General features: G+C 35.4%; 13 protein-coding genes. 3 read left to right on the forward strand and 10 right to left on the reverse strand.

Annotated elements, in window-relative coordinates; all coding sequences use genetic code 11:
- Positions 1 to 116: 116 nt before the first annotated feature.
- Positions 117 to 347, reverse strand: coding sequence for a DUF1797 family protein (locus SPB_RS04780; RefSeq protein WP_003105222.1), 231 nt, complete (start codon positions 345 to 347; stop codon positions 117 to 119).
- Between the two features lie 279 nt (positions 348 to 626).
- Between SPB_RS04780 and SPB_RS04785 the strand changes: the two genes are divergently transcribed.
- The 3 genes from SPB_RS04785 (at position 627) to SPB_RS04795 (ending at position 3,837) form a co-directional block, all read left to right on the forward strand.
- Positions 627 to 2,912, forward strand: coding sequence for an ATP-dependent Clp protease ATP-binding subunit (locus SPB_RS04785; protein WP_003102350.1), 2,286 nt, complete (start codon positions 627 to 629; stop codon positions 2,910 to 2,912).
- A gap of 118 nt (positions 2,913 to 3,030) precedes the next feature.
- Positions 3,031 to 3,480 carry an NUDIX hydrolase gene (locus SPB_RS04790; RefSeq protein WP_003103112.1) on the forward strand — a complete coding sequence of 150 codons (450 nt, stop codon included), beginning with the start codon at positions 3,031 to 3,033 and terminating at the stop codon, positions 3,478 to 3,480.
- A gap of 48 nt (positions 3,481 to 3,528) precedes the next feature.
- Entirely contained in the window at positions 3,529 to 3,837 is a 309-nt protein-coding gene (locus SPB_RS04795) for a DUF1827 family protein (protein ID WP_003104079.1), read from the forward strand.
- A gap of 65 nt (positions 3,838 to 3,902) precedes the next feature.
- Here SPB_RS04795 and ileS read toward each other — a convergent pair whose 3' ends face one another.
- The 9 genes from ileS to SPB_RS04840 form a co-directional block, all read right to left on the reverse strand.
- The gene (ileS, locus tag SPB_RS04800) at positions 3,903 to 6,698 is read right to left on the reverse strand and encodes an isoleucine--tRNA ligase (RefSeq protein WP_003105723.1); all 2,796 of its coding nucleotides are present in this window, start codon (positions 6,696 to 6,698) and stop codon (positions 3,903 to 3,905) included.
- 256 nt (positions 6,699 to 6,954) lie between these two features.
- A complete protein-coding gene (locus tag SPB_RS04805) occupies positions 6,955 to 7,719 on the reverse strand; it encodes a DivIVA domain-containing protein (protein ID WP_003107309.1) in 765 nt (254 codons plus the stop codon).
- A gap of 9 nt (positions 7,720 to 7,728) precedes the next feature.
- Positions 7,729 to 8,520 carry a YlmH family RNA-binding protein gene (locus SPB_RS04810; protein ID WP_037621345.1) on the reverse strand — a complete coding sequence of 264 codons (792 nt, stop codon included), beginning with the start codon at positions 8,518 to 8,520 and terminating at the stop codon, positions 7,729 to 7,731.
- On the reverse strand, positions 8,520 to 8,774 hold the full coding sequence (locus SPB_RS04815) for a YggT family protein (RefSeq protein ID WP_003103585.1): 255 nt from the start codon (positions 8,772 to 8,774) through the stop codon (positions 8,520 to 8,522). Before SPB_RS04815 ends, SPB_RS04810 begins: the two co-directional genes overlap by 1 nt.
- Before the next feature lie 3 nt (positions 8,775 to 8,777).
- Entirely contained in the window at positions 8,778 to 9,437 is a 660-nt protein-coding gene (locus SPB_RS04820) for a cell division protein SepF (protein ID WP_003106068.1), read from the reverse strand.
- A 12-nt stretch (positions 9,438 to 9,449) separates the two neighbouring features.
- Positions 9,450 to 10,121, reverse strand: coding sequence for a YggS family pyridoxal phosphate-dependent enzyme (locus SPB_RS04825; protein ID WP_003105548.1), 672 nt, complete (start codon positions 10,119 to 10,121; stop codon positions 9,450 to 9,452).
- A gap of 8 nt (positions 10,122 to 10,129) precedes the next feature.
- Positions 10,130 to 11,464 carry a cell division protein FtsZ gene (ftsZ, locus tag SPB_RS04830; RefSeq protein ID WP_003102440.1) on the reverse strand — a complete coding sequence of 445 codons (1,335 nt, stop codon included), beginning with the start codon at positions 11,462 to 11,464 and terminating at the stop codon, positions 10,130 to 10,132.
- 28 nt (positions 11,465 to 11,492) lie between these two features.
- Positions 11,493 to 12,860 (reverse strand): cell division protein FtsA, encoded by a 1,368-nt coding sequence (ftsA, locus tag SPB_RS04835; protein WP_003103940.1) that lies wholly within the window; start codon positions 12,858 to 12,860, stop codon positions 11,493 to 11,495.
- Between the two features lie 187 nt (positions 12,861 to 13,047).
- Positions 13,048 to 14,196, reverse strand: coding sequence for a cell division protein FtsQ/DivIB (locus SPB_RS04840; RefSeq protein WP_003104771.1), 1,149 nt, complete (start codon positions 14,194 to 14,196; stop codon positions 13,048 to 13,050).
- Positions 14,197 to 14,198 lie beyond the last annotated feature (2 nt).

Below are 14,198 nucleotides of genomic sequence, written 5' to 3' on the forward strand. Positions count from 1 at the left end.
CTCCAAACATATCGATTTTTTAAAACAACGAAATAATTATAACACTTTATGTATAAAAATACAATAGAAACTAAAATAAAAAACCTGCCTGGGCAAGTTTTTTTTAAAGATTAATATTAATATAATAAATCGTAAATTTCCATTGCAATTAAATCAATACTATCAAATGAATATGATTCACGAGCTTCAACATCACGTAATGTAAAAACTGGTCCAGTTTCAACATCATTTGCAAATGCTACTTCAGCAACTACTACGCCATCACGTTCAAAATTTCTTTTTAAGTTGCCACCGTCATTAACCATTAATTCTAAGCGGTTGATGATTCTCACTAAATGTGATTCCATTTCTGTTCTCCTATTCCTTAGTTTTCCATATTATTTTAACATAATTTGCCCTAAACAAACACTAAAAGAGACAAATTTCTCAATCTTTTCCTTTGTTATGTGTGGTAAATTGTTGTTTTTTCTCGAAAATATTGTGATTATCACTCTATTCTGGAGAGTGCTAAAAATTCGAACTTTTTACTTGATTTCCAAAAATAGGGTGCTATAATATGGTTATAAAGTTTGACCATGTTTGACTATAAATCAAGATGGTCGATAGAAATGCATTGGAGGTATGCTATGCTCTGTCAGAATTGTCAATTAAATGAAGCTTCAATCCATTTATATACCAATGTTAATGGGAAACAAAAGCAAATTGATTTATGTCAAAATTGCTATCAAATAATGAAAACGGATGCGAATAATTCAATATTAGGGGGAATTGGTTCGCGTTCAGAAAAAAAACAAGACCCAATGAATCCATTCTTTGATGACTTTTTCGGTGATTTGAATAACTTTCGATCTTTCGGAAATCTACCTAATACTCCTCCAACTCAGGCAGGTGGAAACGGTGGAAATAATGGGAAAATTCCTAACCAACAGGGCTCTCGTAATCAAAATGCACAAGCTACTCAACAGCCTAAAGGCTTACTAGAAGAGTTTGGTATCAATGTTACGGAAATTGCCCGTAAAGGAGGTATTGACCCTGTTATAGGTCGTGACGAAGAGATTACACGTGTCATTGAAATTCTCAATCGTCGTACAAAGAATAATCCAGTTCTAATTGGCGAACCCGGTGTTGGTAAAACTGCTGTCGTTGAAGGTTTAGCTCAAAAAATTGTGGACAGTGATGTCCCATATAAACTTCAAGGTAAACAAGTGATTCGTTTAGATGTTGTTAGTTTAGTCCAAGGAACTGGAATCCGTGGTCAATTTGAAGAACGAATGCAAAAACTGATGGAAGAAATAAGAAACCGTCAAGATGTTATCTTATTCATTGATGAAATTCACGAAATTGTTGGAGCCGGTAATGCAGGTGATGGCAACATGGACGCTGGAAATATCTTAAAACCTGCTCTTGCTCGTGGTGAATTACAGTTAGTTGGTGCTACTACACTTAATGAGTATCGAATTATTGAGAAAGATGCCGCCTTAGAACGACGTATGCAACCTGTTAAGGTTGATGAGCCTTCTGTTGAAGAAACAATTACCATCTTAAAAGGGATCCAGACTAAGTACGAAGATTATCATCATGTTAAGTATACAGATGATGCTATCATTGCTGCTGCGACACTTTCTAATCGATATATTCAAGATCGCTTCCTTCCAGACAAAGCAATTGACTTACTCGATGAAGCCGGCTCAAAATTGAACTTGACGTTAACTTTTGTTGATCCAAAAGAAATAGATCAACGTCTTGTCGAAGCCGAAAATTTAAAAGCGCAGGCTACACGAGATGAAGACTATGAGCGCGCAGCTTATTTCCGCGACCAAATTATCAAATATAAAGAGTTACAAAAGCAAAAAGTTGATGAAGAAGATACCCCAATCATTACTGAGAAAACAATTGAAGGTATCTTAGAGGACAAAACCAATATCCCTGTGGGTGATTTGAAAGAAAAAGAACAATCACAATTGATTCACCTGGCTGAAGACTTGAAGAGTCATGTCATTGGTCAAGACGATGCTGTTGATAAAATTGCTAAAGCTATTCGTCGTAACCGGGTCGGTCTAGGTACGCCAAATCGACCAATCGGTTCATTCTTATTCGTGGGTCCTACAGGTGTAGGGAAAACTGAGTTATCTAAGCAATTAGCAATTGAACTTTTTGGCACAGCCGATAATATGATTCGTTTTGATATGTCAGAGTACATGGAAAAACATGCCGTTGCTAAGTTGGTTGGTGCCCCTCCTGGCTATGTCGGATATGAGGAAGCCGGTCAATTAACGGAAAAAGTCCGTCGCAATCCTTATTCACTCATTTTGCTGGATGAAATTGAAAAAGCTCACCCTGATGTTATGCACATGTTCCTTCAAGTTTTAGACGATGGTCGTTTGACTGATGGGCAAGGCCGGACAGTTAGCTTTAAAGATACCATCATCATTATGACTTCTAATGCCGGGACAAGTACTAATGAAGCCTCTGTCGGATTTGGGGCAGCCCGCGAAGGACGAACAAGTTCAGTTCTGGGACAATTAACAAATTTCTTTAATCCAGAATTTATGAACCGTTTTGATGGTATTATTGAATTCCAAACATTAAGCAAAGATAATCTATTACATATTGTTGATTTGATGTTAGAAGATGTCAACAATCGCCTCTCTCAAAATGGCCTTCACCTTGATGTGACCAATAAAGTTAAAGAGAAATTAGTCGATCTTGGTTATAATCCAAAAATGGGTGCTCGTCCATTAAGAAGAACTATTCAAGATTACATTGAAGATGCTATTACTGATTTCTACTTGGAAAATCCTAGTGAAAAAGAGCTTAAAGCAATGATGACTAGTAATGGAAATATCATTATTAAATCAGCAAAAAAATCTAATTCCCCTGTGGAAGATCAAACCAAGTCTTACGAAAATTAATTTGAAAAGTGATAATAATGATTATTATCACTTTTTTGATGAAAATTTTCACATATTATGAAAAAAAATAAAGCGCTATCTTCATTTTTTTAGTATAATATAAATAGGAGGGACGGCTATGACAGTTCCAAAATTCGGCGAAAAAATTGAAGAAAAAAACTACAAATCTCGGTATGGAGTTTATGCAGTTATTCCAAACAGTGATAAAACAGAGGTCATCTTAGTACAGGCACCCAACGGGGCTTGGTTTCTTCCTGGTGGAGAAATTGAGGAAGGTGAGAATCACTTAACTGCTTTAGAGCGAGAATTGATTGAGGAGCTCGGATTCTCAGCTGAGATTGGATATTACTATGGCCAAGCAGACGAGTATTTTTACTCACGTCATAGAGATACCTATTACTATAATCCAGCTTACTTGTATGAAGTAACTTCTTATAGTATTCAAGGAGATCCCTTGGAAGACTTTAACAAACTAGCTTGGTTCCCAATCGAGGAAGCAATTGCCAACTTAAAACGCGGCAGTCATAAATGGGCAATAACTGAATGGCAAAAACAACACCATTCTTAATAACTATTAATTTATTGATGTATAGTGATTGATAAAGAGGAGATAATTATGAGACTTATTAATACAACAGGGAGTCATCCTGAACTGGTAACCAATCAACTAACAAATACAGATGCTAAATTGGTTGAAGTTTACTCGGCAGGTAACACAGATGTCGTTTTCACAAAAGCACCAAAACATTACGAACTATTAATCACTAATAAATATCGCGCAATTAAAGATGAAGAATTAGAAGCAATCCGTGAATTTTTCTTAAAACGTCGCATCGATCAATCTCTTATCATTAAAGGGAAAACAAAAATGGTTCATACCAATAATTTAATTGAAATCTCATTCCCAATCAAAGAAGAAAACTAGCCCATCCAGGTTAGTTTTTCTTTATCACTAACAAACAAAAAAATCTGACCTTTCGGTCAGATTTTTTATTTAGTTTCAAATCCTTCAGCTACTGCCTCTGGGAAATTTTCTTCAATTATTTTTGCACTTGCATCACAGACAAATGCTCCATAAGGACGCATTCTAGTTGTCGGATCAACGCGGCGAGAACGCTCACACACTTCACCTACTGCATGTTCTACAGTAAATGCAACACCATCAAATGCTATTGCATTTTCAGGCGCTTCTTCTAAATCAGCAACTGTCAATTGAGATACAATCATTAATAGTGCAATATCACTATCTAAAGCTGTTAATAATGTTTTGACATGCGGACTAGCATAGACTGTCAAGTGTGCTTCAAGAGATTTACCGATAATTTTCTCATTACGAGCTTCTTCTAAAGCTTTTTGAGCTTGTGTACGTAGAGTCATGAAAGCTTCCCATGCAGATAAAATATCCTCTTCACCTTCATAGCTTTCAGCTAGAGGTAACTCTGATAACTGTACAAATTCTTCACTTTCAAATTCTAAATAGGACCAGATTTCCTCAGCTGTATGAGGTAAAATTGGTGTTAATAGTTTAGTAATTTTAACCAAAATATCATAGAATACTGTTTGCATGCGACGGCGTTCAGGGCTATTAGCTCCTTCAATATATACAACGTCTTTAGCAAAATCTAAATAAAAGGCTGATAAATCAATTGTCACAAAGTTAACAACTGCTTTGTAGATTGCCATGAAATCGTATGATGCATATGAAGTATTGATTAATTCAACTAATTTGTTAAATTTGATTGTCATATATTTATCAACTGCAGAAAGATTTTCATAAGCTACAGCATCAGTATTTGGATTGAAATCAGACGTATTAGCAATCAAGAAACGTAGCGTATTTCTGATTTTACGATATGTTTCTGATACTTGTCCTAGAATATCCATAGATACACGGACGTCATTATCGGTGTCAACTGAAGTAACCCATAAACGCAGAATTTCTGCACCATATTGTTTAGTCACATCACTAGGTAAGATTGTATTACCTTTTGATTTAGACATTTTTTCACCCTTACCATCAAGGACAAAACCTTGTGATAAGACTTCTTTATATGGGGCATGACCATTAACAGCAACTGATGTGATTAATGATGAATTAAACCATCCTCGGTACTGGTCTGATCCTTCTAAATAAAGATCTGCTGGGTAGTCTAAGTGTCCACGAGCATTCATTACACCATTCCAAGATGAACCTGAATCAAACCAAACATCCATGATATCTGTTTCTTTTGTAAACTCACCATTTGGTGAACCTGGATGAGTAAAGCCTTCAGGTAGTAATTCTTTTGCTTCTTTCTTCCACCAGATGATTGAACCTTCTTGTTCAAAAAGATTGGCAATATGGTCAGTTACTTCTTTTGTCATAATAGCTGTGCCATCCTCAGCATAGAAGATTGGTAGAGGGACACCCCATGCACGTTGACGTGAGATTACCCAATCGCCACGGTCACGGATCATATTATAAAGACGCGTTTTACCCCATGAAGGATGGAAGTTAACTTTTTCAATTTCATCCAAGATTTCTTGTCTGAAATCTGATACTGAAGCAAACCATTGTGGAACAGCACGCCAAATGATTGGTTTTTTAGTACGCCAGTCAAATGGGTATGAGTGATTTATAACTTCACTAGCTAATAATAAGTCGCCAAGCTTTTCTTTAACAATCGGTGTCACTTTATCATAAAATTGGCCTTGGAAATCTGGTCCTGCATTTTCCATCATGATGCCGCGCTCATCAACAGTAACAGCAACTTCTAATTTATATTTACTACCAACATTGTAGTCATCTTCACCAAAACCAGGTGCTGTATGAACAATACCTGTACCTGTTTCAAGTGTAACGTGGTCACCTAAAATAACAAGTTCATCAACTTCTGTATCCCATGGGTGCTCAGTCACAATATATTCAAGTTCACTTCCTTTGAAGCTATTAAGGACTTCAAATTCTGGCCAACCAAATTTATTTGATAAACTTTCAAGTAAACCTTCAGCTACGACATATTTACAGTCACTTCCAGCAGGTTTAACTTGTACATAGTCCATATCTGGACCAACAGTAAGGCCACGAGATGCTGTAACCGTAAATGGTGTTGTTGTCCAAACAACGATATAAGTATCTGTATCTAATTTACCCTTGCCATCTTTTACCTTATTGGCGTAATATAATGACGTTGAGTCAATGTCATGATACTCAATCTCAGCTTCAGCCAAAGCTGACTCTGAAGACCATGACCAATAGACTGGTTTCGCACCGCGATAGATATAACCCTTATCAGCCATCGCACCAAATACACGAATTTGATCTGCTTCGTATTGAGGCATCAAAGTTACATAAGGGTTTTCCCAATCTGCAGAAACTCCAAGGCGTTTGAAATCTTCACGCTGTTTATCAACTTGGCTGAGTGCATAGGTACGACACATTTCCAAATATTCAGCCAAATCCATTTCTTTACGTTTTACACCTTTTTTAGCTAAAACTTGTTCAATTGGTAACCCATGAGTATCCCAACCTGGGACAAATGGCGCTTGGAAGCCAGACATAGATTTTGAACGAACAATGATGTCCTTAGATATTTTATTTAAAGCATGGCCAACGTGAATATTTCCATTGGCATAGGGAGGTCCATCATGTAAATGAAAACTTGGTTTTCCTTCATTTAATTCTTGACGTTTTTTATAAAGATTAGCTTGGAACCAAGCTTCTTGCCATTGAGGCTCTTTATTAGGAAGGCCAGCACGCATTGGAAAAGCTGTTCTTCCAAGATTTAAGGTTTCTTTTAATTTCATTTTTTTAACTCCTTAGTCATAGTTCATGTTATTGACAATATAAAAAGAGCTCCATCCGTAAAAGGACGAAAGCTCGTGGTACCACCTTAGTTTAGAATAATTTCTTATTCCCTCTTTCGCTCGTAAGGTGAGCAGACCTCCTAACTTACTTGGTTCAGTTAGGAAGAAAGAAAATGATAATTAAATTTACTAGGGAATGTAGAGCTCTCATCATCCTCTACTTGCTGTGAATATTGTAAATTAAACTGTGTTTTTCTTATTCTTCAATATTTAATTTAAAGGTTTGTGTTTCATTAAGGTTGATTGCAGGTTCACTTGCTTCACTATTGTAATGATCAAAATTTGCATCTTCCAAATCTTTATTACTTTCATCAACACGACGTTGTAATTCTTCCATTTCCTCTGGAGTGAATTGGCGTGTTGCATCAAATGATGCACTGTCTTCAGTTTCAGGTACTTCTTCGTTAAGAACTTCTTTCACAACTTCTTTAAAAGCAGCATCTGAATTTTGAAGATAGATTGCTGTTGGTTGCAACAATTCATCCCATTCAGGTGCATTGGCTAAGTTCAATTGAGCTTCAATAGAAGAAATAAGACGTTGATGGAAGACACGAGTTTGACGTTTCAACTCTTCTGTTTCTACTGCAACTCGTTTTGCTTCATCTGTAGCATCACGCAACATTTGGTTTGATTTCGCTTTTGACTCATCTAATAAATGTTGTGCATCATAATTTGCTTTGCTAACAAGATTTGATGCCTCAGAATTTGCTGTAGCTTTTACTTTTTCAGCAGTTTCTTGAGCTAAGATAACTGATTGACTTAAAGATTCTTTCATTTCATCAAAATAAGAAAGTTTTTCTTCTAAATTTTTAATTTTTGCTTCGTGTTCACGGTTCTTTTTCACAAGTGCTTCATAATCGTCTACGACGATATCTAAAAACTCGTTAACTTCTTCCTCGCTATATCCACGGAATTTTGTTTTAAATGTTTTATCTTTAATTTCAAGTGCTGTAAGTGCCATTATTTCTCCTTATTTACGCATCGTTTTACTGATTGTTAATTTAATCTTCCCATTTTTACTTAGACCATTATCTGATTCGATTTTGAATCGACCATAACCTCTTACACTAATCATATCGCCTAGAGCAAGATTATCTGATGTTCTAGTTACTTTACGATAATTAACTTTTACTTTTTCAGATTCAATGAATTTCATCGCCTGACTTCTGGATATTTTGATAACTGAAGCCATAATCAGATCAATTCGCAAACTTGAAACCAAAATGTCTGTTGAAGTCATTTCATTTGCTTCCTTAATTAGCTGATTGATTGGAATTTTTTTAAGTGTTACACTGGCTCTACCAATTTTACTAATATTTCCTAAAAAATAATTCAGTAGATGATGACTAATCATCAGTTGAGCGTAACCTTCCTCTACTAGGATATCTCCCATAGACTCTCGCTTGATTCCTAATTCATTTATCAAAGTACCTAGAATTTGCGAATGCCTTAATTGATTGAATTTAGCATTATAATTAATTTCTAGTAAATCTAACTCAAAATCATTCTGATCAAACTGGTAATAAGCTGGTGCAATGATCACCCTGCCATATTCAGTTCCATAATAATCATTGGAACTAAATGTTTGTAATTCGGTCGGGGCAACCAAGGATTTTAGAATATCAATTTGTCTTGGATTTAAAAAATCAGTGATATTAATAACATAAGTATCTTCTACTCGATTAATTATTTCACTAACTTTATCAATGAACGAATATTCCTCGGGATGAAAATGTTGGTATTTATCTTTTAGATTGACCATCATATAAAAATCTGGATTAAAATTCTACTAAGAAAGTTCAAGGCAAGAATTACGACTAAAATAGTGAAGTCCATTCCAGCAAACTGTAATGGCAGATTTTTAAAAGGTTTAATTAGTGGTTCAACTAACTGACGAATTAAACGGCCTAAAGTTGTATCATATGCTCCTGGAAACCAAGATAATAAAGCATAGCCAACTAACAAATAGGTGTATAGTCTTATGATATTAAGTAAAATATATAAAATAAATCCCATAGATTAACGTCTCTTCATATCAAAATCATATCCAAAATCTTGATTACTATTTGGGATATTCATATCTTCAATATTAACAGATACATTTGATGGGGTCAACAAATACATAGAAGACCCAACTTTCTGTAAGGTTCCATAAAGAACTTTACTAGCTCCATCAATAAAATCAAGACAACGTCTTGCTTGAGCATCCAACATAAATTGAAAATCAATCAATACACATTCATTTTCAATAAGTAGATCAACAATTTCTTGGGCATCTTCGTAACGTTTAGGATACTTCAAAGCAATTGTTGTTTGACCTTGGTTAGAATTTGCCTGAATGTGATTATTTTTATTTGTTGGTGCAGAAGTTTGATAAGAGTTTTGACTTGCTCTTCTTTCACTAGCATCAGTAACTTGTCCACGTGATTGATATCCAGTTGAATATTGTTCACTTGCTCTTTGACTACTTGTAGGTTGAACCGGACGTGTAGTAGCTTGACTTGGTCGAGCTTGTTGCTGAACAGGTCTAGTGGGTTGTTGAGGTTGACTTGGTCTAGTTGCTTGCTGAGGTCTAGCCTGTTCCGCATTAATCGGAGCTTGCTCTTCACCTTCAACTTCACTAACTTCGTCAGTATCAAAATAAGAAATCATCTTATTGAATGTGTCTTTAAGTGCCATATAGTTCTCCATTTACTTGAAGAAAGAAGATCCGATTCTTACAAAAGTTGCACCTTCTTGAATGGCAATTTTATAATCACCACTCATCCCCATGCTTAATTCTGTAAAAGGCATATTCTTTCTGTTTTCTGACTCAAGCTTAAGTCTTAATTTATTTGCTTTTTTAAAAATATCCCTAATGGTTCCTTCACTAGCTCCAAGCGGTGCCATCGTCATTAATCCAACGAGTTGAATCTGATTCAATTGAGCTAGCTCTTCAATAACCTGTGGAAGTTCAGAAATCGTAAAACCATGTTTACTTTCTTCTTCAGAAATATTTACTTGTAAAAAACACTTAATTGGATGCTTAGCTCTTTTTTGAATTTCTTCAGCAAGACTTACCGAATCTAGAGCATGAAAATAGTCTACCAAATTAATAACAGATTTAACTTTACGGCGTTGGAGACTGCCAATCAAATGCCAAGTTAAGTCTTTGTTTTTTAATGATTCATATTTATCTAAAAATTTATCTACTCTATTTTCAGCAATATGAGTCAATCCAGTTTCCATCAAGGCACCAGCGATACCTGCATCTACATATTTTGTAACAGCAATTACATTTATGTCTTCAGGGTTTCGATGGGCCTCAATTGCCGCCGTTCCAACATCTTTTAAAACTTGATCTCTATTTTTTTGTAAATCCATAATGTAAATTAACGATTTTTAAAGAATGGCGGTGTTTCTAACTCATCATCACCCGACTCATCATTTGGAGAGAATCTTGACATATTTAATTGATTATCAAGTTCACTTTCACTAGGTTTAGCAATATTATCGCGTCTTAAATCCCAGTTCCCAAATGCTGAACCCTGATTTTGTGGTGCTTGTTTTTCTTTTGTATATGTTCTAGGCATCTCACGAGATTCAGCCATATCAAAATCATAATTTGAAGGACGTTCAAAGTTTGGTTGATGAGTTTGTTCTGAAGCATATTGTGCTCCAGCTTGCTGTGCTACCACATTAGAATTTGTATTTGATGAATCATGGTTAAAAGTACGTGGTTGACGGAAACCTGAAACCTTTTCAGCTTTATCTTGACGAACACCCGTTGCAACAACTGTTACACGGATTTCATCTTTCATACTATCATCAATTGATGTACCTAGCCAAATGTTAACACCGTTTCCAGCCGCTTGACCAACAATTTCTGATGCTTCTTCTGCTTCTGTAAGTGTCATATCTAATCCACCAGTAACGTTGACAATAACGTCTTCTGCACCATCGATTGTAGTTTCAAGTAATGGAGAGTAGATTGCTTTACGAGCTGCTTCGATAATTCGTTCTTCACCAGAACCAACACCAATTCCCATTAATGCATTACCTTTGTTGGCCATAACTGTTTTAACATCAGCAAAGTCAAGATTAATTAAACCTGGGCTTGTGATTAAGTCAGTGATACCTTGTACACCTTGACGTAAAACGTTATCAGCTTCACTAAGTGCTTCAAGTAGCGGAGTCTTTTTATCAACAATTTCAAGTAAATTATTATTTGAAATAATTAATAAGGTATCTACTTGATCACGTAATTCTTGAATACCTTCAATTGCAAAATTACCACGTTTGTTTCCTTCGAAACCGAATGGACGAGTAACTACTGCAACAGTTAGAGCACCTAAACCTTTAGCAATACGAGCAATCACTGGTGCAGCACCTGTACCAGATCCGCCACCCATACCAGCAGTGATGAAAACCATATCTGAACCAGATAACGCTTCTGATAATGCTTCTTCACTTTCTTCAGCTGCTTTGCGACCAACTTCAGGTTGACCTCCAGCACCTAAACCTCGAGTTAATTTAGGGCCAAGTTGAATAACTGTTTCAGCTTTTGATGAACTCAAAGCTTGAATATCAGTATTAGCTGCGATGAATTCTACACCAGCAACGCCTTCATCAATCATACGATTGATTGCGTTACCACCGCCTCCACCAACACCGATTACTTTAATTACTGCACCTTGCATAGATGCTGTATCGAATGAAAATGCCATTTTATTTCCTCACTTTTATTACTATCTATTAATCAAACATACTTCCAAAAATACCACGAACGCGATCACCTAATTTTTGTTTAGGTTGAGTTGGTTCTTGAGAATTATAATCTACTGGAGCAACTGGCTGTTGGTTATAATTTGAAGTTTGTGTTGATGGTCTTGATTCATTGAAATTAGGAACATAATTATCACGTCCAGCAAAATCAATTGGTTTGCGTCTTAACATTTCTTCACCTGAAACCGCATTTTGTGCCAAAACATCAACTTCAGACATTTTGCCTACGAATTCTACAAGGCTGATAACATTTGCAAACATTGGATTTCTGATACCTACTTGATTCGGTACATGTAATTTAACATTTGTTCCTAGGATTTCTTGAGCTACATCAACTACACCTGGCATAATTGCGCCACCGCCTACTAAAACGATACCACCAGGTAAATCAAGTAAACGTCCACGTTCTAAATCTTGTTTTACACGATCTAAAATATGACGAACACGAGCAGAAACAATTTCAGAGAGATAACGTTCTGTTACTTCTACTGGTTCCTCACTACCAACTACATCGACTTTTACAGTTTCAGTTTCACTTGCTTCGTTGACATTTGCTTGACCAAAATTAAATTTTAAAGCTTCTGCAATTGACATTGATGTCTTAAGAACTTTTGAAATATCTTTGGTGATATAATCGCCACCTTCAGTATAGATATTTGTATATTGTAATTCTTGAGCACGCATTGTCGCAACAGTTGTTTGACCGCCACCCATATCAATTACAGTAGCACCAAATTCTCGTTCACCTTCGTTAAGAACAGTCCTTGCCATTGCTAAAGGTGTGATGATAATGTTCTCAACAGAGATACCAGCACGTTCAACCGTCTTACGAAGATTGTGTAGAATGGTACTTGGTCCTGTATAAATTAGACCACGCATCTCTAAACGAATCCCCATCATTCCACGAGGATCACGAATTCCTTGGAATCCATCAACGATAAACTCTTCAGGAACTAAAGAAATCACTTCACGTTCTGGTGTGATACTTTTTGTAAGTGCTGATTTAACGACGCTATCAACGTCTTCATCTTTAATTTCTTTTGATTCACTTGGGACCGGAATCATGCCTTGTGATGGTTCAATTTGAAGAAGATTAGCTGGTAACCCAACATTAATCTTATCAATTGTCATCCCAGCTTTTTCTTCCGCTTGCTCAACAGCTGTTTTAATTGCAGCAGCTGCTGCTTCAATATCAATAATTATTCCATCTTTTACGCCTGTACTAGGGATATTACTAACACCAATCACGTTCATTTCGCCAGAAATAAATTCTGCGACAAGAACTTTTATTGAGCTAGTTCCTATATCCAAACCAGTAAAAAAGCCATTCCTAGCCATTCACTTGACCTCACTATCTTTCCAAACTTTTACTATTCTAAAATCTGTTAAAAACAGAATTATTCAGTCAATATTATAACATAAAAAAGCGCGAAATGTTATCATTTTACGCTTTTTGTTATATAAACTTAATCTTTTACCTCATTTAAATTTTAACTAATAATCGCTGAAATTTTTAGGAATTTTTTTATTGTGGAATTTGTGTCTCTACTGGCACAGGTGCCTCTGCTTCACTCGATGTTTCAGTCGTAGTGTCTTGAGACGAACTTGCTGTTTGACTGGAAGAATTTGAAGTATCTGTCGACTGAGTTTTCTCCTTCTTGTTTGCATCAGCATTAGCATCAACTTTTTTAACAGGCTGTGCTTCTATTTCTGCTGTCGTTGAATAAATGCCAACTTCCATATCAATAATCGATTTTTCCTTTAACTTTTTCTTGATTTTCAAGTAATAAGGCATTTTTGTTTCAAGCTGTGATTGAGGTACACGAACAGTATTGCCATCATGCATTTCAATCACTATCAAATCCGAAGTAGATTTGGAATTAGCTGGTGAAACAGACTTAATATTAGTAACTATTTTTTCAGGTAATTTTGTTAATGTTTTTACTAAATTTTGAATATCATTTTCATTAGTTAAATTGATAATTAAATATTCTTTTGGTAATTCACTTTCTTTAACGACCTTAACACGCACACCATTTTCTAAAATTGGTTGAAAACCTGTTTTTTCTTGAGCATATGCAATAATTTTGTATTCCTTAACCTTGAAAGTAAAGTGGTTAAAGAAGCTATACTTAATTGAAACATCTTTTACCCAAGGATTTGTTTTAGTAATATTAGATTCAAATTTAGATGCGGATTTAATAACTGTGAAGATATAATCTGAGTCACGGATATCACTTTGTTTTATCAGACTATTAAGACTGGTATGGCTATTCCCATCAGCTTTGAAATCCTTTATTTTACTAAAAGGCGTCATTAAAAAGACTGAAATAAATAAAATTAGAAAACTTATTAATAAGACAGGTAACGCTTTAATTAACGCAATCTGACGTTTCGTTTTTGATTTTTTTTCTTTATGAAGTTTTTGTTTCTTTTGATTTTTTTCAGGACTTTCAACAACTTCCTCAGTTTCCGTCACCTCAGTCTCATTAGAGGACTCCAACTTTTTTTCAACTTGTTGAATTTGCTCTTTTTTCTCAATCCGTAATTTTTCTCTTAAAGCTTCATCTTCTTTAGCTTCTTTTTTCTTTTTTTCGATAAATTCCAGATTTCGTTTTTGCCACTCTGTTAAAACAACGGGCTCATTTGGAGTCTTTTTTTTATTTTTTGCCATTT

Source organism: Streptococcus parauberis NCFD 2020, assembly GCF_000187935.1.
In the GTDB taxonomy this organism is placed as follows: domain Bacteria; phylum Bacillota; class Bacilli; order Lactobacillales; family Streptococcaceae; genus Streptococcus; species Streptococcus parauberis.

Bases quoted from the DNA above. Each gene is read 5' to 3' on its own strand.
- SPB_RS04780 (WP_003105222.1), bottom strand. From the start codon at position 347: ATGGAATCACATTTAGTGAGAATCATCAACCGCTTAGAATTAATGGTT.
- SPB_RS04785 (WP_003102350.1), top strand. From the start codon at position 627: ATGCTCTGTCAGAATTGTCAATTAAATGAAGCTTCAATCCATTTATAT.
- SPB_RS04790 (WP_003103112.1), top strand. From the start codon at position 3,031: ATGACAGTTCCAAAATTCGGCGAAAAAATTGAAGAAAAAAACTACAAA.
- SPB_RS04795 (WP_003104079.1), top strand. From the start codon at position 3,529: ATGAGACTTATTAATACAACAGGGAGTCATCCTGAACTGGTAACCAAT.
- ileS (WP_003105723.1), bottom strand. From the start codon at position 6,698: ATGAAATTAAAAGAAACCTTAAATCTTGGAAGAACAGCTTTTCCAATG.
- SPB_RS04805 (WP_003107309.1), bottom strand. From the start codon at position 7,719: ATGGCACTTACAGCACTTGAAATTAAAGATAAAACATTTAAAACAAAA.
- SPB_RS04810 (WP_037621345.1), bottom strand. From the start codon at position 8,520: ATGGTCAATCTAAAAGATAAATACCAACATTTTCATCCCGAGGAATAT.
- SPB_RS04815 (WP_003103585.1), bottom strand. From the start codon at position 8,774: ATGGGATTTATTTTATATATTTTACTTAATATCATAAGACTATACACC.
- SPB_RS04820 (WP_003106068.1), bottom strand. From the start codon at position 9,437: ATGGCACTTAAAGACACATTCAATAAGATGATTTCTTATTTTGATACT.
- SPB_RS04825 (WP_003105548.1), bottom strand. From the start codon at position 10,121: ATGGATTTACAAAAAAATAGAGATCAAGTTTTAAAAGATGTTGGAACG.
- ftsZ (WP_003102440.1), bottom strand. From the start codon at position 11,464: ATGGCATTTTCATTCGATACAGCATCTATGCAAGGTGCAGTAATTAAA.
- ftsA (WP_003103940.1), bottom strand. From the start codon at position 12,860: ATGGCTAGGAATGGCTTTTTTACTGGTTTGGATATAGGAACTAGCTCA.
- SPB_RS04840 (WP_003104771.1), bottom strand. From the start codon at position 14,196: ATGGCAAAAAATAAAAAAAAGACTCCAAATGAGCCCGTTGTTTTAACA.